The following is a 23,273-nucleotide window of genomic DNA, read 5'->3' as shown; positions in this document are numbered from 1 at the left end:
AACTGACAACAGGCTACTCGAAGGTTTGCAGCATCTGCAGGGTCGTGTCCAGGGCCTGGCTTCGCAGCAGGTCCTGGTATTGCTGGAGTATATCGGTCTGGTAGCGGCGCTGGGCTAGTTTCTGGAAAGGCTTTACCTGGTAGCGGCTGCCGGGCGTGCGGCTCAGGTTCAGGTAAATGAGGCCCCGGCTGCGGCGCTGGGCTGCTTCACCGGTCTGCACGCGGCTCACGCGCTGGCGGTTGTCGCCGAGCAGGGTTTGCAGCGGGCTGAGGCCTACGTACAGATTGGCGCGCCCGTCGAGGTAGTATTCGCCAGTAACGGCCATATCGGTGAGGTTGCTGCTCAGGCTCAGGCCGGGAATGAGCAGTCGGTTGCCGTCGAGGATAAACCGGGACCGGACCGGCTCGAAGTACACGTGACTGGTGCGGCGCTTGCGCAGCATTTTCAGCGTCTGCATCACGGCTTCCACTTCCAGCAGCTCCAGATTGCGCAGGTCGGTACGCAGGAAGGCCTTCGTCTGAGCCAACCGGGGAAGAAAGGTGGCATCCAGCATGGTACGCACATCGGCTTCGGTATTCATCGTGCCCCGGATGTTGTCGGGCCTCAGTACATCCAGCCCCAGCACCGACGCCAGCCCAAACAGTTCAGACAGCTGAATATCTTCCAGCCGCACCTGCGTGTGCAGCGGATGCTGTCCGGCTTCGCTCTCCGTTTGGAACTGCCCGCGCAGGTGAATACTGCCTCCCAGCGCCTGCAACGAGCACTCTTCGAGCAGCACCTGGCCGGTTTCGAGGCTGCTGCGCGCCCGGAACTGCCGGCCCCGCAGCACCCCATACTGAATGGACTCGGCCTGCACGCGCACCCGGCCCGTGATGGTACCATCCAGCAGGGGCGAATGCCGGTTCGCCTGACGAGCGGCCCGGCGGCGGGGCGTGTCGGGCGGTTCGGGCAGGGAGCTGAGGGCCGCCATCAGCTGCAGGAGGTGTTGCACATCGAGGGTAGCGTAGCGCAAATCCAGCTCGGTATGGGCCCGCAGCAGGTGGTGGCCCCGCAGGCTGGCCGCCGCCGAAAGCTCGCCCGTACCACCCGTGCTCGTGCGGAACGTGAGGCTAGGTACCCGAAAGTCGGGCCCGTTTTTCTCCATGCGCAGCCGGAGCGCCGACAGCTGGTCGCCACCCGGCAGCAGCAGCTGGTCGATGTCGGCCGTCACCTGCCCGTTAGCTGCCAGCAGCAGTTCCCGCAGCGAGGGGTCGGTGGGGGCTTTGGCGGCGCGGCGCGGGGCCTGCGTGGCGCGGTTGAGCAGGCGCTGGTAGTTGAGCTGGTTGAAGTGCACCGCCAGCCGCGCCGCTACGGGCTGCTCCCGGGTTGTATCCGTCAGCCAGCTCACGGCTCCGCGTACGTCGCCGCCCCAGGCCTGGCCGCGCAAATCGGAAATCTGCACCCGCTGCCCGTTGTGCCGCACGGTAGCGGCCAGCTGCAGCAGTGTGTCGGTAGCCAGCACCAGGCGCCCGCACGTGAGGCGGATATTGAGCTGCAAACCAGCGGGCAGAAGGTTCAGGGCCCGATACGCCACATCCTGAGGGCGGCCGGGGCGTGCCTGCCTTCGGGGCGGGCGGCGCACCGGTGGGGCCAGCAGGCGGCGCAGCTCGGTTAGCCGGAGTTCATCCACCGCAAAGGTGCCGGTGATGGTAGTGGTGCGGTGCTGCCCGCTGAAGTATGCCAGCAGGTAGGTAGTGGTAGCGTTGGCCTGCACCTGCATCCCGTTCAACTCGCCCTTCAGGTTTTCCAGCGTCCACAGACTGTCGCGCAGGCGTACGCGCACATTGAGGTGGCTAAAATCGGCTCGGCGCCCCGGAACCAGAAAGAAGGCGTTTTCCAGCTGAACCGTACCGCGCACCGCAATGGGTGGGCGTTGAGAAGTCGGGCGCCGCGGGCGCAGGCCCCGCCTTCGCGGAATAACTGGCAGGGTGCCGTTCAGGTGAATATCCAGGGCAACCTGTCCCTGGCGGGCGCGCCAGAGCCGCGGTACCAGCACGGTGGCCAGGGTCTGGAGCTCGGTGCGGCCCCGAATGCGCCCGTAGAGGTGGGGGCGGGTGAAGTCGGTTACTTTCAGCTGGGCATCCAGCTCCCCGGCCCGGGAGTAGAGCCGGCATTGTTCAAAGGTGAGGGAAGTGGTGCGGGCTGAGTGGCTGGGGCCGTTGTCGAACACGCCCCGGGCATCCCAGCGCCGGATGCGCCGTGCCGAGTCGGACCACTGCACCTGCGCATTCTGGAGGGCAAACCGCAGGATGGTGCGCGGCCGGGTAGTGGGGCCACTCACCCCTTGAATGGAATACCAGATCTGGGCGTGACTGGCACTGCGGGCTCCGGTCAGAAACCGGTCGAGGCCCGGCGGGAAAGCCACCCGCAGCACCTCCAGCAGCGGCTGCCGGCCCGCAAAGCGCAAATTGAGGTGGGTGCCCCGGGGCTGACCGGGCGCCGCGCCCTGATGCGTGCCGCTCAGCAGCACTGTGTCGCCGTTGAGGGTGGAACTGGTGCGCAGAAACGTGCCCTGGCGCCGGCGGAAGTTGTACTGATAATGTACCTGCGCCACCATCGGCTCCAGCTCAAACAGCGTACCGCGGCCGCTACGCAAATACTCCAGCTGCCCCTGTAGCTGCCCCTGCACGTGCGCTATGCCCTTGCGCACGTGGGCCCGCAGACTGCCGCGCTGCACGTTGGCCGCAAAGCTGCTTCGGTGCAGCTCGTTCCGCTCCGATACCCGGAAGTTGACCAAGATCAGGGAATCCAGCTCGAAGGGGGGCGGGGCCGAGGGCGTCGTCTTGTGGGGGCCTTTGCCACGCAGACCCCAGTCGTGGCCCAGGGAATCGGTGTACTGCCGGAACTCGGCATCGCGCACCGTCAGGCGGCTTACCCGGAACTCGCCCCGCCAGATCTTGCTGACTTCCAGGCGGGCATCGGCGCGGGGCACGCGCAGCACGGTTACGCTCTGGCCGTAGGACGTATCCGTCAGACTCAGGTGGTGCAGGGAGGCGGTAAGGTGGGGAAAGTCGCGCAGCAGGGAAAAACGCACCTCAAACGGCGCCAGCACCAGCGCCGACTGCCTTGCTACCCGCTCGCGCACCAGGGTTTCTACCCGCCGCTGTCCCCAGCGTGTGCCCAGCAGCCAAGCCGCGCCCACTACCACCAACAGCACCAACAGCACAAGCAAAGCCAGCAGCCGTGGAATGGTAGAGCGTTTCATGCAAACAGGAAGAGAAGGGCAGCAACAGGTTGGAACAGTCTTACGCAGGGGAGCCTCCGCACGGCTAGTGCAAGGCAGCCCGCAGTTTAATAACTTTCAAGCTGCCAGTCGGCGCAGTGGGCAAGCAAGGTCAGTCCGAAGCCTTATATCAGCCAGCAAAACTTCGTCAAATAAACGAAATTAATATTTAGACAAATTCTAAATAGTTATACTTGCCGTCTCATCACCTCAACCGAAGTGGCATATGGCGCAGTTCTTTCATCACAATGAGTATGGCTACTGCGCGCGCTGCCCGCATACGCGCCACTTGCACGTGTGCTTTGGAAATGTGGCTCTAGCCACTACTACTGTGGAGTTTGCCGAGTTTCGGAGCTACGTGGCGCGTACTTGGCAGCATTACTGCCTGCACTCCCACGACCCTGAAGCCCGCTGCATTGCTCTGCGGACGCCGGTTTGCCGGCTGGCTTTGGTGTTTTCGCTGGTTGAACTCACGCAACTCCGGGAAATTCTCGAAAATACGGCTTTGCTGCTGGAAGTAGAGGAGTTGCTGCAGTAGCGCGAAGGCGGCATCGGCTTGACCGGAAACTCCGCAAAAGCACCGTTCTTGTCGGGCCTATCTACCGGCTGGCTATGGAATTACCTTCTCTGCAACGCCTCACCTCCGAAGCAGCCCGCGTGGTGCAGCGGTTTCCGCTAACTCTCTTGTGCGCCTTTGCGCTGTGCACAACGGGCCTATACATAGTCCAGCTAGATACCCCGGTAGAGGAGGTACAATGGATTTTCCCGGCACTTTCGGCCGCCGGACTGGGCCTCTCGCTCACGCTGGCCCTGGCCCTCACCGCCGAGCGGCATCAGTGGCGGCCGTGGGTGCGCCGGGGCACTATGGCCGGGGCGCTGGCTTTGCTGGGCGTGTGGTATGTCCTGGTGCCGGCCCAGCCGGACTTTATCTGGGTAATGCGGCTGGCGCTGCTGCTGCTGGGGTTGCACCTGTTGGTAGCGGCGGGGCCTTACCTTTCGGAGCTACGCGGACCGGCCGATACTCCCGGCTTCTGGCGCTACAACGAAACCCTGTTTTTGCGCATTCTCACGGCCGGCTTGTACTCCGGAGTGCTGTTTGCGGGGTGCGCCCTGGCGCTGGTAGCCGTTGATAATCTGTTTGATGTGAAGGTGAATACGCACCTCTACGGCTACCTGTTCGTGCTGCTGGCCACGGTATTCAACACGTGGTTTTTCCTGGCCGGCGTGCCCCGGGATTTTGCGGCGCTGGAACAGGAAACGGCTTATCCTAAAGGACTGAAGCTGTTCACGCAGTTTGTGCTGCTGCCGTTGGTGGTGCTGTATCTGGTGATTTTGTACGCCTATATGGCCCGCATCCTGGTGCTCTGGACGCTGCCCAAAGGCTGGGTTTCTACGCTGGTACTAGCGCTGGCCGTGGCGGGTATTTTCGCGCTGCTGCTTATTCATCCCATCCGGCAAGCCGCCGAAAACACCTGGATTCGCACATTTGTTCGCTGGTTTTACCTGGCGCTTTTCCCGTTGCTGGGGCTGCTGGCGGTGGCCATTGGCACCCGCGTCCTGGCCTACGGCATCACCGAGGAGCGGTACTTCGTGCTGATATTGGCCGCGTGGTTGTTCTGCATGGCCGTGTATTTTCTGGTGCGGCGCAGCCAAGGCATCATCTGGATTCCGGCCTCCCTGGCGCTGGTAGCCTTTCTAGCCGCTGTAGGCCCTTTGAGTGCATTTGCCGTGGCCCGGCGCAGCCAGCTCGGGCAGCTGCAGGAAATTAGTGCTCGATACAAGCTTTTACAAAATGGCAAGCTGGACGGGGCCGGGGAGCGGGTGCCCTATCTACCTTTCACGGTGCGGCAGCGCCTTTCTTCCCTATTTGAGTTCTTTGCTCAGCGCAATGCCACTGCGCACTTACAGCCTCTGTTTGCCGCTTCGCTGCAACTGCCCGATTCCTTGCTGGCAAGCACGATGTGGGAGCGGAAGCAGTGGCAATCCAACAGGTTGTTTGCCGTGAGCCTAATGAACCGGGTAGGCCCATATGCCACTGACCATGCCCAGGAGCTTTCAGTCACTTTTGAAGCAGCCCAAGTGGAATTTCAGAACCTCGGAAACGGCCGCTATTGGTGGAACAGCGTGAATCTGATGCACTATGTAGACGATTCGACCAGCAAGGTAGTAGCCACGGCCGCCGTGCGGGAAGGAACGTTCCGGCTACGCGCCGAGAAGCGCGGCCGTACACTGCTACTGGAGCAGCTGCGGGCCGACCAACGCTGGCAGACCTGCCTTTCCGTGTTTCCCGGCCGCGCAGCTGACTCACTGGCCCTCAAGCACGGCCGCAACCAGCGCGCAAACGTGCAGTTGCCGGCCACTGGCCTCACGCTGCGGGCCACGGCCGGCAACATTAGCCTCCAGCTGTTTTTACGGGAGCTAACCCGCCGTCAACAACAAGATACTGTTCGGTATAATCTTGACGCCCAAGCATTACTGGAAATAACCCAGCCCTAAACCATCAACCGCCCGACCAATAGCCGGGCGGTTGGGAGTGTAGTGTCAACTTCGCTTCAGATTTGCCTTTGCTGTAACGCAAACTGCGCAACACATGCCAGCCAAACGGCGCGGGGGCGTGAACTACAAAGTTGGCGCTACGGCCCGGCGAATCATCCACGAAATCAGTGGAATCCGAAAAATCCGTGCGAATCCGTGGTTCCTACTCCCACTCAATCGTAGCCGGGGGCTTGGAGCTGATGTCGTACACCACGCGGTTGATGCCGCGCACCTGGTTGATGATTTTGTTGCTGACCTCGGCCAGGAACTCGTAGGGGAGGTGGGCCCAGTCGGCCGTCATGCCGTCTATGCTCGTCACGGCGCGCAGGGCTACTACCCGCTCGTAAGTTCGCTCGTCGCCCATCACGCCCACGCTTTGCACTGGCAGCAGCATCACGCCGGCCTGCCACACTTTCTCGTAGAGGCCGTGCTCTTTTAGGCCGTTGATGAAAATGGCGTCGGCGCGCTGCAGTAAGTCCACTTTCTCGGGCGTGATGTCGCCCAGGATGCGGATGCCCAGGCCGGGACCGGGGAAGGGGTGGCGGTGCAGAATGTTCACTGGCAGCTCCAGGGTGTGGCCCACTTCGCGCACTTCGTCCTTAAACAAGGCCCGCAGCGGCTCCACAATGCGCAGGTTCATCTTCTCAGGCAGGCCGCCCACGTTGTGGTGGCTCTTGATGGTCACGGCCGGGCCTTTCACCGATACCGACTCAATTACGTCGGGGTAAATGGTGCCCTGGGCCAGCCAGCGGGCGCCGTCTACTTTCTGGGCTTCGCGGTCGAATACCTCAATAAAGGTGCGGCCAATGGCTTTGCGCTTCAGTTCGGGGTCGGTGAGGCCGGTGAGGGCCGCGTAAAACTCCTGGGAGGCATCCACGCCGCGCACGTTCAGGCCGAGGTCTTTGTAGGAGTGCAGCACATCTTCGTACTCGTCCTTGCGCAGCAGGCCATTGTTTACGAAAATGCCATGCAGGCGCTTGCCAATGGCCTTGTGCAGCAGCAGCGCGGCCACGCTGGAATCCACGCCGCCGGAAAGGCCCAGAATCACCTGGTCTTCCTCCCCGATGGTGCGCTGCAGGGTAGCTACCATCGAGTCCACGAAATGCTCCGGGGTCCAGCTCTGGTCCAGCCCACAGATGTTCACCACGAAGTTCTGGAGCAGGGTTTTGCCGTCGGTGGAGTGCGTTACCTCGGGGTGAAACTGGATGCCGTAGGTTTCCTGCCCCTCGATTTTAAAGGCTGCCACGGCCACTTCCGGGGTGCTGGCAATGCTGTCGAACCCGGCGGGCAGGCTTTTAATCGTGTCGCCGTGCGACATCCATACCTGCGACTCGGTAGGCACGCCGTGCAGCAGCGGCGACTCGTGGTTCACGCGGGCCAGGCGGGCCCGGCCATACTCGCGAATGGTAGCCGGCAGCACTTCGCCGCCCTGCTGGTGGGCCAGCAGCTGGGCCCCGTAGCACACGCCCAGCACGGGCACCTGGCCCAGGTAGCGGCTCAGGTTGGGGTTGGGCGAGTCGGCGTCGCGCACGGAACAGGGGGAGCCCGAAAGCACCACGCCCCGAATATCCTCAGTGAGGTTCGGGGCGTGATTATACGGATGGATTTCGCAGTAAACATTCAGCTCCCGGATGCGTCGGGCAATGAGCTGGGTGTACTGCGACCCAAAATCGAGAATGAGAATCTGTTGAGGCATGGGCAAAGGTAAAGCGCAGATTTCAGACCGGCCGCAGGTTTTCGAGGTGCCAGCGGAAGAATTCTTGCGGGCGGCTACCAGCAGGTTTCAGGCGTGGCGCTGTCACAACTACTCGCCCATTACCCGAAAACTGCAGTGAAGCTGCCGCGCTTGCTCTTATGCAGGAATATTGTCATTAGAATTATGCAAGTATTTGTGCGGACGGTTCACGTCACGTCCACGTCACAATCTACCTTGAAACCAGCCGGGGATACCGCCACCTTTGAACTGCTCCCTGTTCACTCTTACTCCCTTGTCCGCATGCGTTACGCTACTCTCGTTTTCGGTTTACTTGGGTTTGCGCTGCCAATCGGGGCCGCCCAGGCACAATCAGCTCCCGCGCCCGCCCCGCCCACCACGTTGGATATGGCTGCGCTGCTCAAGCCCACTACGCCGCCCGATGAAATCCGGGACCCGGTACTCAGCAGTGAGGAAGAACTAACGGCCGACTCGATTCTGTCCGCCGCGCCCCTGGCCGAGAAGGTGACGCTGAAGGGCCGCGTGATGAACGAAGAAAACGAGCCGCTGATTGGGGCTACCGTGTACGTGCGGGGCGCCGGGGTGGCCGCCAGCACCGATGCCAAGGGCTTTTACTCTCTGCAGGTGCCAGCCGGCGTCAATAAGCTGCTCTTCAGCTATGGGGGCTACGCCGACAAGGAAATTGACGCCAGCAACTACCTGCCCGTCAACGTAAGCCTTGCTCCGCAAACCACCAGAAAGAAATAACGCCGGCTCACTTGAGGAACGCTGGCTGAACCTGATTCGATGCTATGAAAACAGTCCGGAAGGAGCACCGAGGTGCTCCTTTTTGGGCTTCTGATTCAGATAGATGGCGCCTTTCAACGGGTGAAGGGGCAGGAAACCTTGCATCGGGCAGAAAAACCTGCGTATATTTGCAGTGGCGAATCAGTACGACCAGCTCCTGCTGAACTCCCCCAGGACCGGAAGGTAGCAAGGGTAGGTGGTTGAGCGGTGCGATATTGGTTCGCTTTTTTTTGTCCGTGAATGAGCTCGGATTGCGGCTGGTGCTGCGGATTTTTGTAGCTGGACTATGCGTAAGAAAGCGGCCCAAGCGGGCCGCTTTCTTGCTTTTCAGGCCTGTTCAAATACTGATTTATGCTGGATGTAGTCATAAAATACCCGCAATCGGCTACCACAGGAGTTAATCCGTGAGTAGCTTTGGGGTACCGTCTTTTGCGGCACCACACGCTACCATTTGCTGGCGTAAGGTGCCGCTGCTTCTCTTATCGTCCTAACCCACCTGTTGCGTATGAAATTCTTCGTTGATACCGCCAACCTGCGCGAAATCCAGGAAGCCGTAGAGTTGGGCGTCCTCGATGGCGTCACTACCAATCCTTCCCTGATGGCCAAGGAAGGCATCAAGGGCACCGACGCGGTGATGCGCCACTACCGGCAAATCTGCGAGATGGTGGAAGGCGACGTATCGGCCGAGGTTATTGCTACCGATTTCGACGGTATCATCCGGGAAGGCGAGGCCCTGGCCGAGCTGCACCCCAACATTGTAGTGAAGGTACCCATGATCCGGGACGGCGTGAAAGCCATCCGCTACTTCGCCGACAAAGGCATTAAAACCAACTGTACCCTGATTTTCACGGCCGGGCAGGCCCTGCTGGCGGCCAAGGCCGGGGCTACCTACGTGTCGCCTTTCGTGGGCCGACTCGACGATATCGGGCACGACGGCCTGCAGCTGGTGCAGCAGATTGTCGATATTTTCAGCAACTACGGCTACCCCACGCAGGTGCTGGCGGCCTCAGTGCGCCACGTGCCCCACCTGATCCAGTGCGCCGAGCTGGGCGCCGACGTAGTTACCTGCCCGTTGAGCGTCATCACCGGCCTGCTCCACCACCCGCTCACCGATAAAGGACTCGCCACCTTTCTGGCCGACCACAAGCGCGTTAACGCATAATTGATAATGTGTGAAATGTGAAAAATGTGTTGAATGTGAGTCATACTGCTTCATTTTCACATTTTTCACACGTTCACGTTTCCCACATTAGCCGCCATGTACATCATCAAGGTAAAAGGCAAGGCCAAGATTCCGGATTATATTCAGCTGCGCGACGAAAACTTCGTGCTCATTGCCTATTTCCGCGCCGACCGCCCGTTGAAGGACCTGCACCGCTACGGCCTGGAAGGCAAGGAAACTCCGCTGGCCGCCGTCATCGAGCAGCTGGCGTTTGGCAAACTGCAAAAGCTCGAAGTCTAACTGTAACCTTTGCTATTGGTGCAGACCATCGGTTCACAAGTGAACCTGAGCCCCCGGCACTAAGCACTAAGCACTAAGCACTACACGCATGTCCGTAATTGAGCTGCACGACGCGTACATTATGCAGGAGGTGAATACCGTGCTGCAAAAGGTGTCGTTTCGGCTGGAAAAAGGCGAATTCGCCTACCTCGTGGGCCGGACGGGCTCGGGCAAAAGCTCCCTGCTCAAAACCCTCTATGCCGATTTGCCCCTGGGCGGCGGCACTGCCACGGTAGCCGGGGTGCCGCTGCAGCGCCTCAGCCGCGGGCAGGTGCCGCAGCTGCGCCGTAAGCTGGGCATCATCTTCCAGGATTTTCAACTGCTCTTCGACCGCTGCGTGGCCGATAACCTGCTGTTTGTGCTGAATGCCACCGGCTGGACGGGCAAGGCCCGCAAAAAACAGCGCATTTCGGAAGTATTGATGCGAGTAGGGCTGGCCAACGTGGCTGGCAAAATGCCTCACCAGCTTTCCGGTGGCGAGCAGCAGCGCGTGGTTATTGCCCGTGCCCTGCTCAACGAGCCCCTGCTGCTGCTGGCCGACGAACCCACGGGCAACCTCGACCCCGACGTGGCCGATAGTATTATGCGGCTGTTTGTGGAAATCAACCACGCGGGTACGGCCGTGCTCATGGCTACCCACAACTACCAGCTGCTGCGCCAGTACCCCCAGCGGGTGCTGCAGTGCAAGGACGGCCACTTGCTCGACTCGGCCAAGGTACCGCTGGAGCTGAGCGGCAGCTAACGGCTGTACTTTCTTTATTCCCTACGCTTTTTGCCTATGCCCGGCCTGTCGGTTTTGCTGCCTATCTATAACCGGGACGTAACCCGGCTGGTGGCCGCGCTTGTCCGGCAGGCACCCGACTGGCCCGGCCCGGTCGAAATTCTGTGCTACGATGATGGCTCTGGGGAAGCTACGCGCCAGACAAACCGCGTGGTGCAGACGTGGCCCGGAGTGTTGTACCACGAACTGCCCCATAACGTTGGGCGCTCAGCCATTCGAAACCGGTTAGCGGCTGCTGCCCGCCACGCCTGGCTGCTGCTGCTCGACAATGATAGTCTGCTGCCCGACGCGCAATTTCTGGCTCGCTACGTGGCTGCGCGTGCCACCGCGCCCGTGCTGGTGGGCGGCACTACCTACGAGCCGGCAGAGCCATCCGACCCGGCACTGCGCCTGCGCTGGCTGTATGGCCTCCAGCGCGAGGCGCGTTCGGCATCCGTGCGCCAGCGCAACGCCTACAGTCAGCTAACCATCAATAATATATTGATACGCGCTGACCTGTTTCGCAGCATCGGGCTCGATGAACACCTGACGCGCTACGGGCACGAGGATACCAAGCTGGGCTGGGCCCTGCGTGCCCGGCAGGTGCCGGTGCTTCACCTCAACAACCCGGTGCTGCACGATGGGCTGGAGCCGGCCCCGGAGTTTCTGCGCAAGTCGCGGCAGGCGGTGCTCAACCTCGCGCAGCTGTTCCGATCCGAAGGGCTGGGCACCGATACCAAACTCCTGCGCTCGGCCTTGCGCCTGCGCCGCCTGGGGCTGGACCAGGCCTACTGCCAGGGCTTCGCGCTGGTGCAGCGTCGGGTGCGGCGGCAGGTGCTCCTGGCGCGGCCCGGCAGTTTACGCCAATTTGATGCGCTCAAGCTGTACTGGCTGCTGCTGGCGCTGGGCCGCCCCGAAACTCACCGGCCCCAAACAAAAACCGCCAACCCGGTGGAGGCTGGCGGCTGAGGTAGCGTTGGGCTATTCCTTGTCTATTGGTTGATTCTGGTCGTTTGTTCTCGAATGACCAGAATCAACCAACAAGTTCTTAGTCGTTATCGGTGTTTTTAACTTCCGACTTTACTTCCTTGTAGCCTTCCTTGGTTTTCTCGCCCACTTTTTTGGCGGCGTTACCAATCTTCTGGCCCACGGTTTTGCCGGCATCCTTCACATCAGAAGCCGTGTTGCTGGCGGCCTGGCCTACTTTGCTGCGCTCATCGGCCGTTTCGGCGCTAAGCTCCTTGGCTTCGCCGCTTACAGCGTCGGCGCCCTGGGCCGTGCGGGCTTCGGCTTTGTCGTATGACTTAAAGGCGGCGTACTTCAACTTTTCCTTCTGGATTTCGGCCAGATCTTTGGCCGGGATGTCGCCTTTTACTTTGTCGTAGGCCTCATCCAGGGCGCGCCACTCGGCGTTGATGTTGCGCCAGTCGTCGATGTCGTACTGGTTTTCGTTGGCCTTGATGTTGTTCACGAAGGCCTCGTAGGTAGCACGGGCATTGGCGGCCGTAATCTGCGCGGCGGGGGAGGAGGGCTTATAGTATTTGCCCAGCTTGGTGGGCGTGCCGGAAGTAGCCGTAGCCCCGGCACGGCTGCTCCAGGCGGCAGCGCGCTTGTCGTAGGCCGTGGTGTAGCGGGTTTTCAGCTGGTCGTATTCGGTGCGGCGCGCTTCATCCCAGCCCGACATGCCGGCTTCGGCGGCGGCCACGCGGGCATCGTAATCGGTTTTCAGCTGGGCGGTTTCCTGGTTCCACTGCTCTTCGGTTTTGTCGCCCACCATTTCGGCGTTGGTTTCGGCGTTGGTCACGAAGGTGCGGAAATCAGAGTAGGCTTGCTCACTGTCCTGGGCTACCTCGGCGTTTTCGGTGCGCGAGCAGCTGGATTGGGTAGCAGCGCCGGCCAGCAACAAAGCGGCCAGGGCGGGCAGGGTGATGAATTTTTTGAACATGGCAGAAGGGAGGAGAAAGGTAAACGGGAAACAGCCAGCTCATTCAGGAGCTGGACTGCTGCCATAACGACGCTGTGCCGCCCGGGGTTGCGGTGGGCCCGCTTGCCCGCTCTCGTCTATCTTTAAGGCCACTATTCATTTCCTGCCTCACATTGCCTACTGTACCTCGCCCTGCCGCCCCCATTCAGCTGCTCGATTTAGCTGCCCAGCATGCGCCTATTCAGGCCGAGCTGGAAGCCGCGGTGCGCCAGACGTTAGCCGAAGCCGCCTTCATTCAGGGGCCCGCCGTGGGACAGTTTGCCCGGGAGCTTAGCCAGTACCTCGGCGGCGCCCACGTGGTGCCCTGCGCCAACGGCACCGACGCCCTGCAGCTGGCCCTCATGAGCCTGAACCTGCCCGCCGGCGCCGAAGTCATTGTGCCCGCTTTCACCTACGTGGCCACCCTCGAAGCGGCCGCCGTGCTGGGTTTGCGCCCCGTACCTGCCGACGTACTCCCCGATACCTTCAACCTCGACCCCGCCGCCGTGCAGGCCGCCCTCACGCCCCGCACCGGCGCCATCGTAGCCGTGCACCTGTTCGGGCAGTGCGCCGATTTACAGGCTTTGCGCGAGGTGGCCGACGCGCACGGCGTAGCGCTGATCGAAGACAATGCCCAGGCCATTGGGGCCACGTTTCAACCAAACCCGCAGGAAGCCTGGCTGGCCGGCACCGTGGGCGAAGTAGGCACCACCTCTTTCTTCCCCAGCAAAAACCTTGGAGGCTTCGGCGACGGCGGCGCCCTCTTCACGCGCGACGAAAGCCGTGCCGCCTACCTGCGCCAGCTCGCCAACCACGGCCAGACGCGCAAGTACCACCACCAGCACGTGGGCCTTAACTCCCGCCTCGATACCCTCCAGGCGGCCTTGCTTCGCGTGAAGCTGCCCCACCTGCCGGCCTGGACGGCCGCCCGCCAGCGCGTGGCCGCCCGCTATGATGCCCTGCTGGAAGGCATCCCCGGCCTCACCATTCCGGCCCGCGACGCGCGCAGCACCCACGTCTTCCACCAATACACCATCACCGTGGCCGATGAGCCCGGCCGCCGCGACGCCCTGCAGCAGCACCTGCACCAGCACGGCGTGCCCAGCGCCGTGTACTACCCGCTGCCCGTGCACCAGCAACCGGCCTATCAGTACCTGGGCCACCGCGCCGGGCAGTTTCCGTTGGCCGAGCGTCTTTGCCGCACGGTGCTGTCGTTGCCCGTCCATCCCACGCTCACCGAAGCAGAGCAGGCGTATATCGGAGAGGTGCTACAGGCTTTCTGAGGCGGCGCAGCCCGGTATTGTTGTCGCCGAAGTGAAGAAAACGCCGTAGGTGCGGGGCTTGCCACCGCTCACCTTTGCCCGACTCCAAGGCCGAGTGCGTGCATTGATGGCCGGAGATAAGACCCGCACCCTCTGCGCGTAACAGGTTGTATACCAGTAGGCGGCGGTTAATATGCGCTGTTTTTCGCGAAAAGTCCCTCCCCCTGTTACCAAAAGTCCCGGCTGATGTATCAGTCGTTCCGGGTCATGTATCAATCGTTCCGGGGCATGTACAGGTCGTTCCGGGTCATGTACTGATCATTCCGGGTGCTGCACCAGTCGTTCCGGGTGCTGCACCGGTCGTTCCGGGTGATGTACCGGTCATTCCGGGCCCCGCCGCAGTCGTTGCGGGTATAGTCACTGGTTTCGTGCGGAAGAAAGCCGCTTTTCGCGTCCTCAATACAGGAAGTAGGAAAGGGGCCTGTTTCCACCTTTCAATGCCCAAAATCCGCCCTGGGCCGGGCAACGACGGGCGGTGGCAAGCCCCGCCCATTCGGCGTTTTCACCCTGGCCTAATCGGCATCCGGCGGGGCGCCCGGCGTGAGATGGACGTGGTTCAGCTCGGCTTTATAAACGCGCCAATCGGGCATAAACCCATCCATCAGTCCCCAGAAGCGGGCGTTGTGGAGTCGCTCGTGCAAGTGGTTCAGCTCGTGCACCACCACGTACTCCAGGCAGGGGAGGGGCCGCTTAATCAGCTCCAGATTCAGCCAGATGCGCCGGGCCCCAATGTTGCAGGTACCCCAGCGGGTGCGCATCTGCCGGATGCCCCAGGCCGCTGCCTGCCGACCCACCACCGTCTCCCACTTAGCCAGCAGCTGGGGCACCAGCGCCCGCAACTGCTGCCGGTACCAGGCCGTGAGCAAGGCCGCGCGCTGTTCCGCTGTGGCTTCGGCCGGCAAATAAAGGTGCAGCTCCCGGGCTTCGGGGTGCAGCTCCACGCGGGGCCGGTCGGCGGCGTGCAGGGCCAGCGTGTAGACCTTACCCTGGTAGAAGTGCGTTTCGCCGGCTTCATAAAGCAGCTGTGGCGCCGGGGTGCGGGCTGCAAACTGCTGCTGGTGCTTCTCAATCCAGCTCCGGCGCGCCCGCACAAACTCCTCCACGGCCGCCAGCGGCGTGTGCAGCGGTGCCGACACGCGCACGCGCCCGGCGGCGTACACCGTCAGCCGCAGACTGCGCATCCGCTTGCGCACTAAGTCCACTTCCATACCAGCCAGCTGCGTCAAGGCCATACCACGAGTTGTTTTTGCAAAGGTAGGGGCGGGGCTTGTCCCCGCCCGCTGTCCGCGCCGTTAGCCGTCATGCTGAGCGGCGCCGTCATTCCGGGTATAACGTCATTCCGAGCTTGCCGAGGAATGACGTTATACCCGGAACGCCGTTCTTTATGACGTTCCCCAATCCCTCTGCCCCACAACCGCCGGTTTTTTCGCAGCTTGCGCGTTCATCCTGTACCCTGCCAACCTAGTCCGTGGCCGATTGTTTACCTGACGTTCGATTCGCTATCTGCGGCGTGGGCCACATTGGCCGCCGTCATGCCTCCCTGGTGGCCCGCCAGCCCGGTGCCCAGCTCGTCGCCCTCATTGATATCCGCATGGAGCTGCAGCCTGCCCTGGCCGCCGAGTTTCCCGGCGTACCCTTCTTCCCATCGCTGGAGGAGTACCTGCAGGCTGGTCCCCCCGCCGACGTGCTCACCGTAGCCACGCCCAACTACCTGCACGCGCCCCAGGCCATTCAGGGCTTGCGGGCCGGCCTGCACGTGGTAGTCGAGAAGCCGATGGCTCTGCGCACCCAGGATGCTCAGGCTATTGTTGACACCGCCCAGGCCACCGGTCGCCGCGTGTTTGGCGTCATGCAAAACCGCTACTCGCCGCCCGCCGCCTGGCTTAAGCGCATCTACGACGAAGGTCGCCTTGGCCAGATTTACCTCGTGCAGCTCACCTGCTTCTGGAACCGTGACGAGCGGTACTACACGCCCGGCTCCTGGCACGGCACCCGCCAGCAGGATGGGGGCACACTCTTCACCCAGTTCAGCCACTTCGTAGACTTGCTTTACTGGGTGTTCGGCGACATCACCAACATATCGGCCCGCTTTCGTGACTTCAACCACCAGCACCTCACCGAGTTCGAAGATTCCGGCCTCGTCACCTTCGACCTCGTGAGCGGGGGCAGCGGCACGCTTCAGTACAGCACCGCCGTGTGGGACCAGAACCTCGAAAGCTCCCTCACGGTGGTAGCCGAGCACGGCAGCCTGCGCCTCGGCGGCCAGTACATGGACAAAGTAGAGCATTGCCACCTCCGCGACTACCAGCTGCCCGCTCTGCCGCCCACTAACCCCGCCAACCACTACGGCGCCTACCAGGGCTCCGCCGCCAACCACGTCCACGTCATCGAAAACGTGCTGGAGACGTTGCAGAACGGCGGTTTGGCTACCACGAATGCCTTGGAAGGCTTGAAGGTGGTGGAAATGATAGAGCGGGTGTATAGCTTGAAATAACTCTTATCCAGAAACACTTATTCAATGAAGATAATTTTGAGTTTATGGCTGGGCTTCTTAACAGGCATTAATCCCAGTATTGCAGTTCTGGAGCCATCCGTGTTGCAGGCGAAGCCAGGATACACGTTACAAATCAGTACAAAAGCTGCATTTGATAAGGCGCATTATTTGGCAAAACCCAGCATTGTAATGAATTGGCACAACGTAACAGTTTCTAAGAAATCAGTAAGAATAAAATTAAGTAATGGTAAAGCCGTAAGCTTTGTAGGAAAGCCGGCGGAGAAATATGAGGTTGATCAGGAAGAGTTCAGTTATGCAGGTAGCATAGCCGCTATTCATAAGTGCTTGGTCCGCTGTAAATACTGGGAATCTTCCAGAACATACATTGTCGATCAGCAGAGTGGTCGGGTAGATACCTTATGGGCCACTCCCTCACTTTCGCCTGATCTTACCAGAATGGCCTCCCTATACGCTGGCTGGGGTATGGAGGAAATCAACGGCGTGCAGATATATAAGATGGTAAACGGAAGGGTAAAGCCATTAATAACCATTGATCAGCAGGATTGGGTACCAATAGATTTATGTTGGAGCGGTAGCCAAGTAGTGCTTTTAAAAGTAGTCCCGGCAGCAGTTGCCGAAAAGGAAGCGGGGCAGTTAGCAAGGTTGCCGGCAAGCAAATACAAGTACCTGCAACTTACGATACGATAGAATGCCTAGCCCCTACGACCATCAAGCCCTACCTGACTTCGAAGCCTGGCAGCAACGGATGCAGCGGAAGCCCACGCTGCTGGGCCGCCTCACCCGCCGGGTGCAAGCGCGTCTCAACGCCCTGCTGCCCGAAAAGCTGCACAAGGCCCTCACCGTCGCCATCCAGAAAATGGTGCAGGGCGTCCTGTTCGGCTCCATGCACACCACTCGCAAGCCCCTCACCGATACGGCCCTGGCCGAGCGCGAAGCTCTGGTGCGCACCCGCATCCGCTACTACCGCAACACGGCCGCGGCCGAAGGAGCCGCCACCGGCGCCGGTGGCTTCCTGCTCGGCCTCGCCGATTTTCCCCTCTTGCTCGGCCTCAAGCTCAAGCTTCTTTTCGACGTAGCGGCCCTCTACGGCCACGATGTGCGCGACTTTTCCGAGCGGCTGTTCCTGCTGCACATCTTCCAGCTCGCGTTCAGCTCCCAGCACACCCGCAACGAAATCTACCAGCGCGTCGCCACCTGGGAAACCTACCGCCACACCCTGCCCACCGACGTCAACGAGTTCGACTGGCGCACCTTCCAGCAGGAGTACCGCGACTACATCGACCTGGCCAAGCTGGCCCAGCTCATTCCCGTCATCGGGGCGGCCGTGGGAGCGGTGGCCAACTACAAGCTGGTGGAGCAGCTCGGCGAAACTGCCATCAATTGCTACCGCCTGCGCTGGCTTGCGGATGAAGCGCGGCTTGCAAATACAGTGGGGCCAACTTGACCCTGTCATTCCGAGCTCAGCGAGGAATCTGGGTAAGCCTCTCTGTTGGTTTTCTCAGATTCCTCGCTGAGCTCGGAATGACACACGCATAGAATACAAAAAAGGCCCCAACGTTTCCGTCGGGGCCTTTTTATGCGTGAATCGGCAGCTTAGCTTTTGCCTTGCTGTGGGGATGCCATGTTCTGGCGGTGGGCTTTGCGCTTTTGCATCCGCTCAGCCTGCATTTGGGTGTATTTGGCGTACTGCTCGGCGCTCAGGATCTGCTTGAGCTGTGCCTCGTAGCGCTGCTTGCCGGCTTTCATAGCAGCGTGGTGCTGCTTTTTTTCGGCGGGAGCCGAGGTGGTGCCGGCCTGGCCTTTGTGGGCCTGCATTTCCTGGATACGGGCCAGGTGCAGCTGACGTACCTGAGTTGTCTGGGCAGCCGAGAGGCTCAGCTTTTTCGCCATTTTCTTAGCGGCTTTGTCAGCGCGCTGCTCGGGCGTGAGGTTGGCTTTTTGCCCTTTGTGGCCGCGGTGCATTTTGGCGGGGCCGGCCGGAGCCGTGGTGGTCTGGGCCGAAGCTACGCCGGCGGAAAACGAGAAGGCGAGGAGGATTACAAGAAGCTTTTTCATAACGCGGAAAGAAGTGAATTGTGCAACTGAGGAAGAGAAGCCTGCGTCCGGCTGGAACAGCAAAACCGGCTTCCCGCAGCTGGTTTGCAACTCCGGTGCCAGTTTCGGCCAAATCAGCCTAAAACGCCTTCTGAAAAAATTTAAATTTTCGGGTTAAACCTTCGGTTTAGATTAGTATCGGGTAATACAGGGCCGTGTTTAACAGGGTATTACCGCAATTGATGGTCTGAATACTGAACCAAGACCGGCGGTTTGCGGGCCCCGGAATCCGGGGCTACCTTTGCAGCATCAATTCTTTCTAGCCCGAAGGATTGTTTTTATACAGAGGCGCCGAGAGACAGGCTCGACGACGCGCCGGCAACCACCCGCACCCCGCGGAACGGTGCCAACTCCTGACCATATAAAAACAAGTTGCCGTGGACTTTCCGCCCTGCTTTACTGCCCTACCTGTTTTTGCTGCTGCCTCCGTGTGTCCATATGGGGCTGCTGAGGCCTGTTGTAGCACGTGGTGTTGTTGCTGAGCTGCCTGCGGGCCTGAGCTAATCATTTTCGGCTCCCTTTCTCTGTTGCTCACTTTGCGCAGTTGCTCCGGTCGAATCCAACTGGCCGGGCCAGCCTGTCTTTCTGCCGTCAGGAATCAGGGTGCACTGTTTTCTTCACTTACCTGGGAAGCTCAGGCTTCTCGCCACCCCTGTTATGCTTAAAAAGTCCCTGGAACTCTTGCGGCTAGAAGCCGCCGAAACCGGCGCGGGCACGCTCAAACGTACCCTGAACGGTTTCAACCTTATTGCTATCGGCATCGGTGTCATCATCGGTGCGGGTTTGTTTTCGCTAACAGGTATTGCGGCGGCCAACAACGCTGGTCCGGCCGTGACGCTTTCCTTCGTGGTGGCGGCCGTGGGCTGCGCTTTTTCCGCCCTGTGCTACGCCGAGTTTGCCGCCATGGTGCCGGTAGCCGGCTCGGCTTATACCTACGCCTACGCCACCATGGGCGAGTTGTTCGCCTGGATTATCGGCTGGGATTTGGTGCTGGAATACTCGGTTGGCGCCGCTACGGTGGCCATCAGTTGGTCCCAGTACCTACTCAAATTCCTGAGCAAATACGGCGTTCATCTGCCGCCTCAGCTGGTGATGTCGCCGTTTGAAACGGCCGCGCTGGCCGATGGCAGCACCGTGCACGGCTTCGTGAACGTGCCCGCCATGCTCATTGTGCTGGCCATTACGCTTATCATTATTCGGGGCACCTCGGGCTCGGCCTGGTTTAACGCGCTGGTGGTTACGCTGAAGGTGGCCGTGGTGCTGGTGTTCATTGCCCTGGGCTGGCAGTACATCGATCCGGCCAATTACCAACCTTACATCCCGCAGAACACCGGCGTGTTCGGGGAGTTTGGCTGGAGCGGCATTCTGCGCGGGGCCGGCGTGGTGTTCTTCGTGTTCATCGGCTTCGATATTGTGGCCACCATGGCCCAGGAAACCAAGAACCCGCAGCGCAACATGCCCATCGGTATTATCGGCTCCCTGCTGATCTGCACCGTGCTGTTCGTGCTGTTCGGCCACGTGATGACGGGCCTAGCCAACTACACCGAGTTCAAGAACAGCGCCGCACCGGTGGCTATTGCCATCGAAAAAACGCCCTACGCCTGGCTTTCCTCGGCGGTTATTCTGGCCATCATCATTGGCTACACCTCTGTGATTTTGGTGGATTTGCTGGGTCAGAGCCGGGTGTTTTTCTCTATGGCCAAGGACGGACTGTTGCCCCCGGTTTTCGCCCGCATCCACGAGCGGTTCCGCACGCCCCTGCAGTCGAACCTATTGCTGGGCTTGTTTATCGCCTTGTTCGCGGGCTTTGTGCCGATTTCGGTAGTGGGTGAGATGACGAGCATCGGTACGCTGCTGGCCTTCGTGATGGTGTGCGTGGGCGTGCTCATCATGCGCAAAAAAGAGCCCGACGCGCTCCGCGGCTTCCGCACGCCGCTGGTGCCGCTGGTGCCCATTCTGGGTATCGTCACCTGCTTGGTCATGATGTTGTCCTTACCTTGGGAAACGTGGTTACGTCTGGCTGTGTGGCTGGCCATCGGGCTGGCTATCTACTTCGGATACGGCCGCAAGCACAGCAAGCTGGGGCTGCAAGCAAGCGGCGCAACGAGCGGGCTAAGCAAGCAGCTGAAGTGAATTGACAGCTACGGGCCGGGGTGAAAACCTCGGCCCATTCTGTTTTATGCCGGGGCGCTACTTAGCTTTACTCCCGACCTGTCTTTCCTTATCAGCCTTCCTCACGCATGGAAACAAGTGTACCCGAGCCGCCAGCGCCAATCCACAAGCCATCAGCTTATCCGACAATCAAGGAAAGCTGGGCCTTTCTGGGGTGGTATCTGCTGGTGATGCTGGTGGTAGGTGTACCGGTGTTCCTGCTGTGCGAAAAAGCGCTCAATTTTTCCCGCCCGGCCACGCTGGTCATCGTCACGATCAGTAGCAACCTGGCCTTGCTGGGTGTGCTGCGTCGGCGGGCCGGCAGCCGCTGGGTACCCGTCCGCCCCCTGGGTAAGGAGCAGGTCTGGCTGTATGCGGCGCTGCCCCTACTGGTGCTGGCAATGGTGATGGTGCTTTCCCTGCTGGATTTGTTGCATCTGCCCAACTGGGCCGACGCCTCCTTTAAAGAGCTGGCCAAAGCGCCCGTGCTGGCTTTTGTGGTGCTGTGTGTGGCGGCGCCCGTGCTGGAAGAGCTACTGTTTCGGGGCGTACTGCTGGCGGGGCTGTTGCGCAATTACCCGCAGCGGCCCTGGATGGCCATTGGTCAATCGGCGCTGCTGTTTGGCCTGATCCACGGCAACCCGGCGCAGATGGTAGGGACCGGGCTGATTGGCCTGCTGCTGGGGTGGCTCTACTACCGAACCCAATCCTTGTGGCTGTGCATGGCTACGCACGCCCTCAATAACCTGCTGGCTTTTCTGGGTCTGGTAGTTGGTGGTCAGGAGCTGGCCGAAAAATCGGTGGTAGACGTGTTTGGCTCCTGGTGGGCGTATGCCGGTGCAGTGGCCGCTGGGGCTTTGGTGCTGTGCTGGCTGCTGCGGCGCGTGCAGCAAACCACAGTACCAGCGCACTCGGCTTCCATCCGGGAGGAGTCCGTTGAAGTTACGTTACCGCAAGTGGGTTGATACAGTAGCCGGCTGTAGGTAAAAAAGCCTCGCCTCATGCATGAGGTGAGGCTTTTTACGAGGTTTCTAAGGTGATTTGAGTAGTGCGAAACTGCTACATAAACAGCTTGCGCAACGACCACATACTCCATACGATAACCATCAGGCCCACGCCCACGAACATCCAGCGGGTGGGAATGCGGCCGGCCAGGCGGGCGGCAAACGGCGCGGCGGCAATACCGCCCACAATCAGCCCCAGAATAATCTGCCAGTGTGAAATGCCGATGGTGGCGAAAAATGTGAGGGCGCTGGCAAACGTGACGAAGAACTCCGTGACGCTTACCGAGCCGATAACATACTGCGGCGTGCGGCCCCCGGCAATGAGTGTGCTGGTAACCAATGGCCCCCAGCCGCCCCCGCCAAACGAATCCAGAAAGCCGCCAGCCGCCGCCAGGAAGCCCAGCTTCTTGTGCTTTTTGCGCGGCCCGGGCTTGGCAAAGGCCTTCGAAATAATGCGGATACCCAGCAGCAGCAGGTAAACTGAAAGAAAGGGCCGCACGTAGCCCCCATACTGCTCGCCAAACTTCGATAGCAGAAATGCCCCCAGAATAGCGCCCAGCACCCCCGGAATCAGTAGCACTTTGAATAGCTTCTTGTTCACGTTGCCGAAGCGGTAGTGGTGGTAGCCCGAGGCCCCGCTGGCAAACATTTCGGCGGTGTGAATGCTGGAGCTGACGGCCGCCGGCGAAATGTTCAGTGTCATCAGGCTGATGGCCGTAACCACCCCATAGCCCATGCCCAGCAGCCCGTCAATCAGCTGGGCCCCGAAGCCGATGGCCACGAAGATGTAGAACGTCTGGGAAGAGCTGGCCACGTCCCACACCTGCTGCCAGGTGAAGTAGTAAGAGAGAATGTTGAACACCAGCATGGACGCAAACGCCAGCAGCGAGGCCGTGGCAATCTTGCGCCAGCGGGTAGCAGCCGGCGACTCATACGCCGGCCCGCCCGTCAGCTCGGCCGTCACGGCGTTCAGGGATTTTACCTTGTGGGCAAAGTCGCCGCCCACTTTCTCCCGAATCACGGCCATGCGCTGGAGCACGTCGTGCAGCTCGTCGGGGAGGGCATGGGTGAGCATTTCGCGCAGGCGCTTGGCAATGGTGGGCGACTTGCCGTTGGTGCTGATGGCAATTTTCAGGTCACCTTTCTGCACGATGGAGCCCAGGTAAAAGTCACAGGCCGCGGGCGTGTCGGCTACGTTGCAGAGCAGGCGCTGGCGCGTGGCGTCGGCCTTGATGCTCAGGTTCAGTTTCTTGTCGTTGGTAGCCACAATCACCAGGTCGTGGCCCACAAGGTCGGTGGGGTGGTAGGGCTGCTCGCGCAGTTGCACGGCGGGGTGCCGCTCGGCCAGCAGCCGCAGCTCCGGCGAAAACCAGGTAGCCACCACCGTTATGGCCGCGCCGGGGCTGTTGGCCAGCATAGCCGACAGCTTCTCGAAGCCCACGGCCCCACCGCCCACCAGCAGTACGTGCAGCTGCTCCAGCTTCAGAAACACCGGAAACAACCGGTTGACATCCGGCTGGGGCGGCGGCTCCGATTGAGGTAGAACGTTGTTGGAAGTTAGAGGCATTTGGTTGTGGTCGGAGGAGAGAAAAGAGGACAACCCTAAGCGAGGTTGTAAGCGTCATGCTTCGACTCCGCGGACGCCAGATGAAGCATGACAAAGCAC

At 60.8% G+C, this 23,273-nt stretch carries 19 protein-coding genes, 1 other RNA gene and 1 riboswitch; of the genes, 14 read left to right on the top strand and 6 right to left on the bottom strand.

Annotated elements, in window-relative coordinates; genetic code table 11:
* Window positions 1-13 precede the first annotated feature (13 nt).
* Entirely contained in the window at window positions 14-3,244 is a 3,231-nt protein-coding gene (locus I5L79_RS14930) for an AsmA-like C-terminal region-containing protein (RefSeq protein ID WP_196955865.1), read from the bottom strand.
* A gap of 244 nt (window positions 3,245-3,488) precedes the next feature.
* On the opposite strand from I5L79_RS14930, the gene I5L79_RS14925 reads away from it, so the two are divergent.
* Window positions 3,489-3,800: a DUF6686 family protein gene (locus I5L79_RS14925; protein WP_196955864.1), complete on the top strand. Its 312-nt coding sequence runs from the start codon at window positions 3,489-3,491 to the stop codon at window positions 3,798-3,800.
* A gap of 74 nt (window positions 3,801-3,874) precedes the next feature.
* The gene (locus I5L79_RS14920) at window positions 3,875-5,758 is read left to right on the top strand and encodes a DUF4153 domain-containing protein (protein ID WP_196955863.1); all 1,884 of its coding nucleotides are present in this window, start codon (window positions 3,875-3,877) and stop codon (window positions 5,756-5,758) included.
* Between the two features lie 202 nt (window positions 5,759-5,960).
* On the opposite strand, the gene guaA is transcribed toward I5L79_RS14920, so the two are convergent.
* A complete protein-coding gene (gene guaA / locus I5L79_RS14915; RefSeq protein WP_196955862.1) occupies window positions 5,961-7,493 on the bottom strand; it encodes a glutamine-hydrolyzing GMP synthase in 1,533 nt (510 codons plus the stop codon).
* Between the two features lie 300 nt (window positions 7,494-7,793).
* On the opposite strand from guaA, the gene I5L79_RS14910 reads away from it, so the two are divergent.
* From I5L79_RS14910 to I5L79_RS14885, 6 genes are all read left to right on the top strand, one after another.
* Window positions 7,794-8,258 (top strand): carboxypeptidase-like regulatory domain-containing protein, encoded by a 465-nt coding sequence (locus I5L79_RS14910; RefSeq protein ID WP_196955861.1) that lies wholly within the window; start codon window positions 7,794-7,796, stop codon window positions 8,256-8,258.
* A 172-nt stretch (window positions 8,259-8,430) separates the two neighbouring features.
* Window positions 8,431-8,527: signal recognition particle sRNA small type (gene ffs / locus I5L79_RS14905), an RNA gene on the top strand.
* 275 nt (window positions 8,528-8,802) lie between these two features.
* A complete protein-coding gene (gene fsa / locus I5L79_RS14900; protein ID WP_196955860.1) occupies window positions 8,803-9,459 on the top strand; it encodes a fructose-6-phosphate aldolase in 657 nt (218 codons plus the stop codon).
* Between the two features lie 96 nt (window positions 9,460-9,555).
* Entirely contained in the window at window positions 9,556-9,759 is a 204-nt protein-coding gene (locus I5L79_RS14895; protein WP_196955859.1) for a fructose-6-phosphate aldolase, read from the top strand.
* Between the two features lie 88 nt (window positions 9,760-9,847).
* Complete coding sequence (locus tag I5L79_RS14890) at window positions 9,848-10,540, top strand: cell division ATP-binding protein FtsE (RefSeq protein ID WP_196955858.1); 693 nt, start codon at window positions 9,848-9,850, stop codon at window positions 10,538-10,540.
* 36 nt (window positions 10,541-10,576) lie between these two features.
* Entirely contained in the window at window positions 10,577-11,527 is a 951-nt protein-coding gene (locus tag I5L79_RS14885; protein ID WP_196955857.1) for a glycosyltransferase family 2 protein, read from the top strand.
* A 79-nt stretch (window positions 11,528-11,606) separates the two neighbouring features.
* Here I5L79_RS14885 and I5L79_RS14880 read toward each other — a convergent pair whose 3' ends face one another.
* On the bottom strand, window positions 11,607-12,503 hold the full coding sequence (locus tag I5L79_RS14880; protein WP_196955856.1) for a hypothetical protein: 897 nt from the start codon (window positions 12,501-12,503) through the stop codon (window positions 11,607-11,609).
* Between the two features lie 152 nt (window positions 12,504-12,655).
* Here I5L79_RS14880 and I5L79_RS14875 point away from each other — a divergent pair, with 152 nt between their 5' ends.
* Window positions 12,656-13,804: a DegT/DnrJ/EryC1/StrS family aminotransferase gene (locus I5L79_RS14875; RefSeq protein WP_231403126.1), complete on the top strand. Its 1,149-nt coding sequence runs from the start codon at window positions 12,656-12,658 to the stop codon at window positions 13,802-13,804.
* 551 nt (window positions 13,805-14,355) lie between these two features.
* Here the strand turns inward: I5L79_RS14875 and I5L79_RS14870 are convergent.
* Window positions 14,356-15,075 carry a M48 family metallopeptidase gene (locus I5L79_RS14870; protein WP_196955855.1) on the bottom strand — a complete coding sequence of 240 codons (720 nt, stop codon included), beginning with the start codon at window positions 15,073-15,075 and terminating at the stop codon, window positions 14,356-14,358.
* 236 nt (window positions 15,076-15,311) lie between these two features.
* Between I5L79_RS14870 and I5L79_RS23675 the strand changes: the two genes are divergently transcribed.
* The 3 genes from I5L79_RS23675 to I5L79_RS14855 are packed head-to-tail and all read left to right on the top strand — an operon-like array spanning window position 15,312 to window position 17,802.
* On the top strand, window positions 15,312-16,337 hold the full coding sequence (locus I5L79_RS23675) for a Gfo/Idh/MocA family protein (RefSeq protein ID WP_317191387.1): 1,026 nt from the start codon (window positions 15,312-15,314) through the stop codon (window positions 16,335-16,337).
* A 24-nt stretch (window positions 16,338-16,361) separates the two neighbouring features.
* Window positions 16,362-17,045 (top strand): hypothetical protein, encoded by a 684-nt coding sequence (locus tag I5L79_RS14860; protein ID WP_196955854.1) that lies wholly within the window; start codon window positions 16,362-16,364, stop codon window positions 17,043-17,045.
* Window position 17,046: 1 nt separating this feature from the next.
* Complete coding sequence (locus tag I5L79_RS14855) at window positions 17,047-17,802, top strand: EcsC family protein (RefSeq protein ID WP_196955853.1); 756 nt, start codon at window positions 17,047-17,049, stop codon at window positions 17,800-17,802.
* A gap of 149 nt (window positions 17,803-17,951) precedes the next feature.
* Here I5L79_RS14855 and I5L79_RS14850 read toward each other — a convergent pair whose 3' ends face one another.
* Entirely contained in the window at window positions 17,952-18,413 is a 462-nt protein-coding gene (locus I5L79_RS14850) for a DUF4890 domain-containing protein (RefSeq protein WP_231403125.1), read from the bottom strand.
* Window positions 18,414-18,727: 314 nt separating this feature from the next.
* A riboswitch (SAM riboswitch) is annotated at window positions 18,728-18,820 on the top strand.
* A gap of 289 nt (window positions 18,821-19,109) precedes the next feature.
* Between I5L79_RS14850 and I5L79_RS14845 the strand changes: the two genes are divergently transcribed.
* Together I5L79_RS14845 and I5L79_RS14840 are read left to right on the top strand one after the other, a co-directional pair.
* Window positions 19,110-20,585, top strand: a complete 1,476-nt coding sequence (locus I5L79_RS14845; RefSeq protein ID WP_196955852.1) for an amino acid permease — start codon at window positions 19,110-19,112, stop codon at window positions 20,583-20,585.
* Window positions 20,586-20,692: 107 nt separating this feature from the next.
* Complete coding sequence (locus tag I5L79_RS14840; protein WP_196955851.1) at window positions 20,693-21,568, top strand: CPBP family intramembrane glutamic endopeptidase; 876 nt, start codon at window positions 20,693-20,695, stop codon at window positions 21,566-21,568.
* A gap of 94 nt (window positions 21,569-21,662) precedes the next feature.
* Here the strand turns inward: I5L79_RS14840 and I5L79_RS23670 are convergent, their stop codons facing one another.
* The gene (locus tag I5L79_RS23670) at window positions 21,663-23,174 is read right to left on the bottom strand and encodes a TSUP family transporter (protein WP_196955850.1); all 1,512 of its coding nucleotides are present in this window, start codon (window positions 23,172-23,174) and stop codon (window positions 21,663-21,665) included.
* Between the last annotated feature and the right edge of the window lie 99 nt (window positions 23,175-23,273).

It is taken from the genome of Hymenobacter guriensis (assembly GCF_015773195.1).
Lineage (GTDB): Bacteria > Bacteroidota > Bacteroidia > Cytophagales > Hymenobacteraceae > Hymenobacter > Hymenobacter guriensis.
This window is presented reverse-complemented; position numbering and strand designations above follow the sequence as displayed.

Excerpts from the sequence above, each read along its gene's own strand:
- I5L79_RS14930 (WP_196955865.1), bottom strand. The coding sequence starts at position 3,244 with ATGAAACGCTCTACCATTCCACGGCTGCTGGCTTTGCTTGTGCTGTTG.
- I5L79_RS14925 (WP_196955864.1), top strand. The coding sequence starts at position 3,489 with ATGGCGCAGTTCTTTCATCACAATGAGTATGGCTACTGCGCGCGCTGC.
- I5L79_RS14920 (WP_196955863.1), top strand. The coding sequence starts at position 3,875 with ATGGAATTACCTTCTCTGCAACGCCTCACCTCCGAAGCAGCCCGCGTG.
- guaA (WP_196955862.1), bottom strand. The coding sequence starts at position 7,493 with ATGCCTCAACAGATTCTCATTCTCGATTTTGGGTCGCAGTACACCCAG.
- I5L79_RS14910 (WP_196955861.1), top strand. The coding sequence starts at position 7,794 with ATGCGTTACGCTACTCTCGTTTTCGGTTTACTTGGGTTTGCGCTGCCA.
- fsa (WP_196955860.1), top strand. The coding sequence starts at position 8,803 with ATGAAATTCTTCGTTGATACCGCCAACCTGCGCGAAATCCAGGAAGCC.
- I5L79_RS14895 (WP_196955859.1), top strand. The coding sequence starts at position 9,556 with ATGTACATCATCAAGGTAAAAGGCAAGGCCAAGATTCCGGATTATATT.
- I5L79_RS14890 (WP_196955858.1), top strand. The coding sequence starts at position 9,848 with ATGTCCGTAATTGAGCTGCACGACGCGTACATTATGCAGGAGGTGAAT.
- I5L79_RS14885 (WP_196955857.1), top strand. The coding sequence starts at position 10,577 with ATGCCCGGCCTGTCGGTTTTGCTGCCTATCTATAACCGGGACGTAACC.
- I5L79_RS14880 (WP_196955856.1), bottom strand. The coding sequence starts at position 12,503 with ATGTTCAAAAAATTCATCACCCTGCCCGCCCTGGCCGCTTTGTTGCTG.
- I5L79_RS14870 (WP_196955855.1), bottom strand. The coding sequence starts at position 15,075 with ATGGCCTTGACGCAGCTGGCTGGTATGGAAGTGGACTTAGTGCGCAAG.
- I5L79_RS14860 (WP_196955854.1), top strand. The coding sequence starts at position 16,362 with ATGAAGATAATTTTGAGTTTATGGCTGGGCTTCTTAACAGGCATTAAT.
- I5L79_RS14855 (WP_196955853.1), top strand. The coding sequence starts at position 17,047 with ATGCCTAGCCCCTACGACCATCAAGCCCTACCTGACTTCGAAGCCTGG.
- I5L79_RS14850 (WP_231403125.1), bottom strand. The coding sequence starts at position 18,413 with ATGAAAAAGCTTCTTGTAATCCTCCTCGCCTTCTCGTTTTCCGCCGGC.
- I5L79_RS14845 (WP_196955852.1), top strand. The coding sequence starts at position 19,110 with ATGCTTAAAAAGTCCCTGGAACTCTTGCGGCTAGAAGCCGCCGAAACC.
- I5L79_RS14840 (WP_196955851.1), top strand. The coding sequence starts at position 20,693 with ATGGAAACAAGTGTACCCGAGCCGCCAGCGCCAATCCACAAGCCATCA.
- I5L79_RS23670 (WP_196955850.1), bottom strand. The coding sequence starts at position 23,174 with ATGCCTCTAACTTCCAACAACGTTCTACCTCAATCGGAGCCGCCGCCC.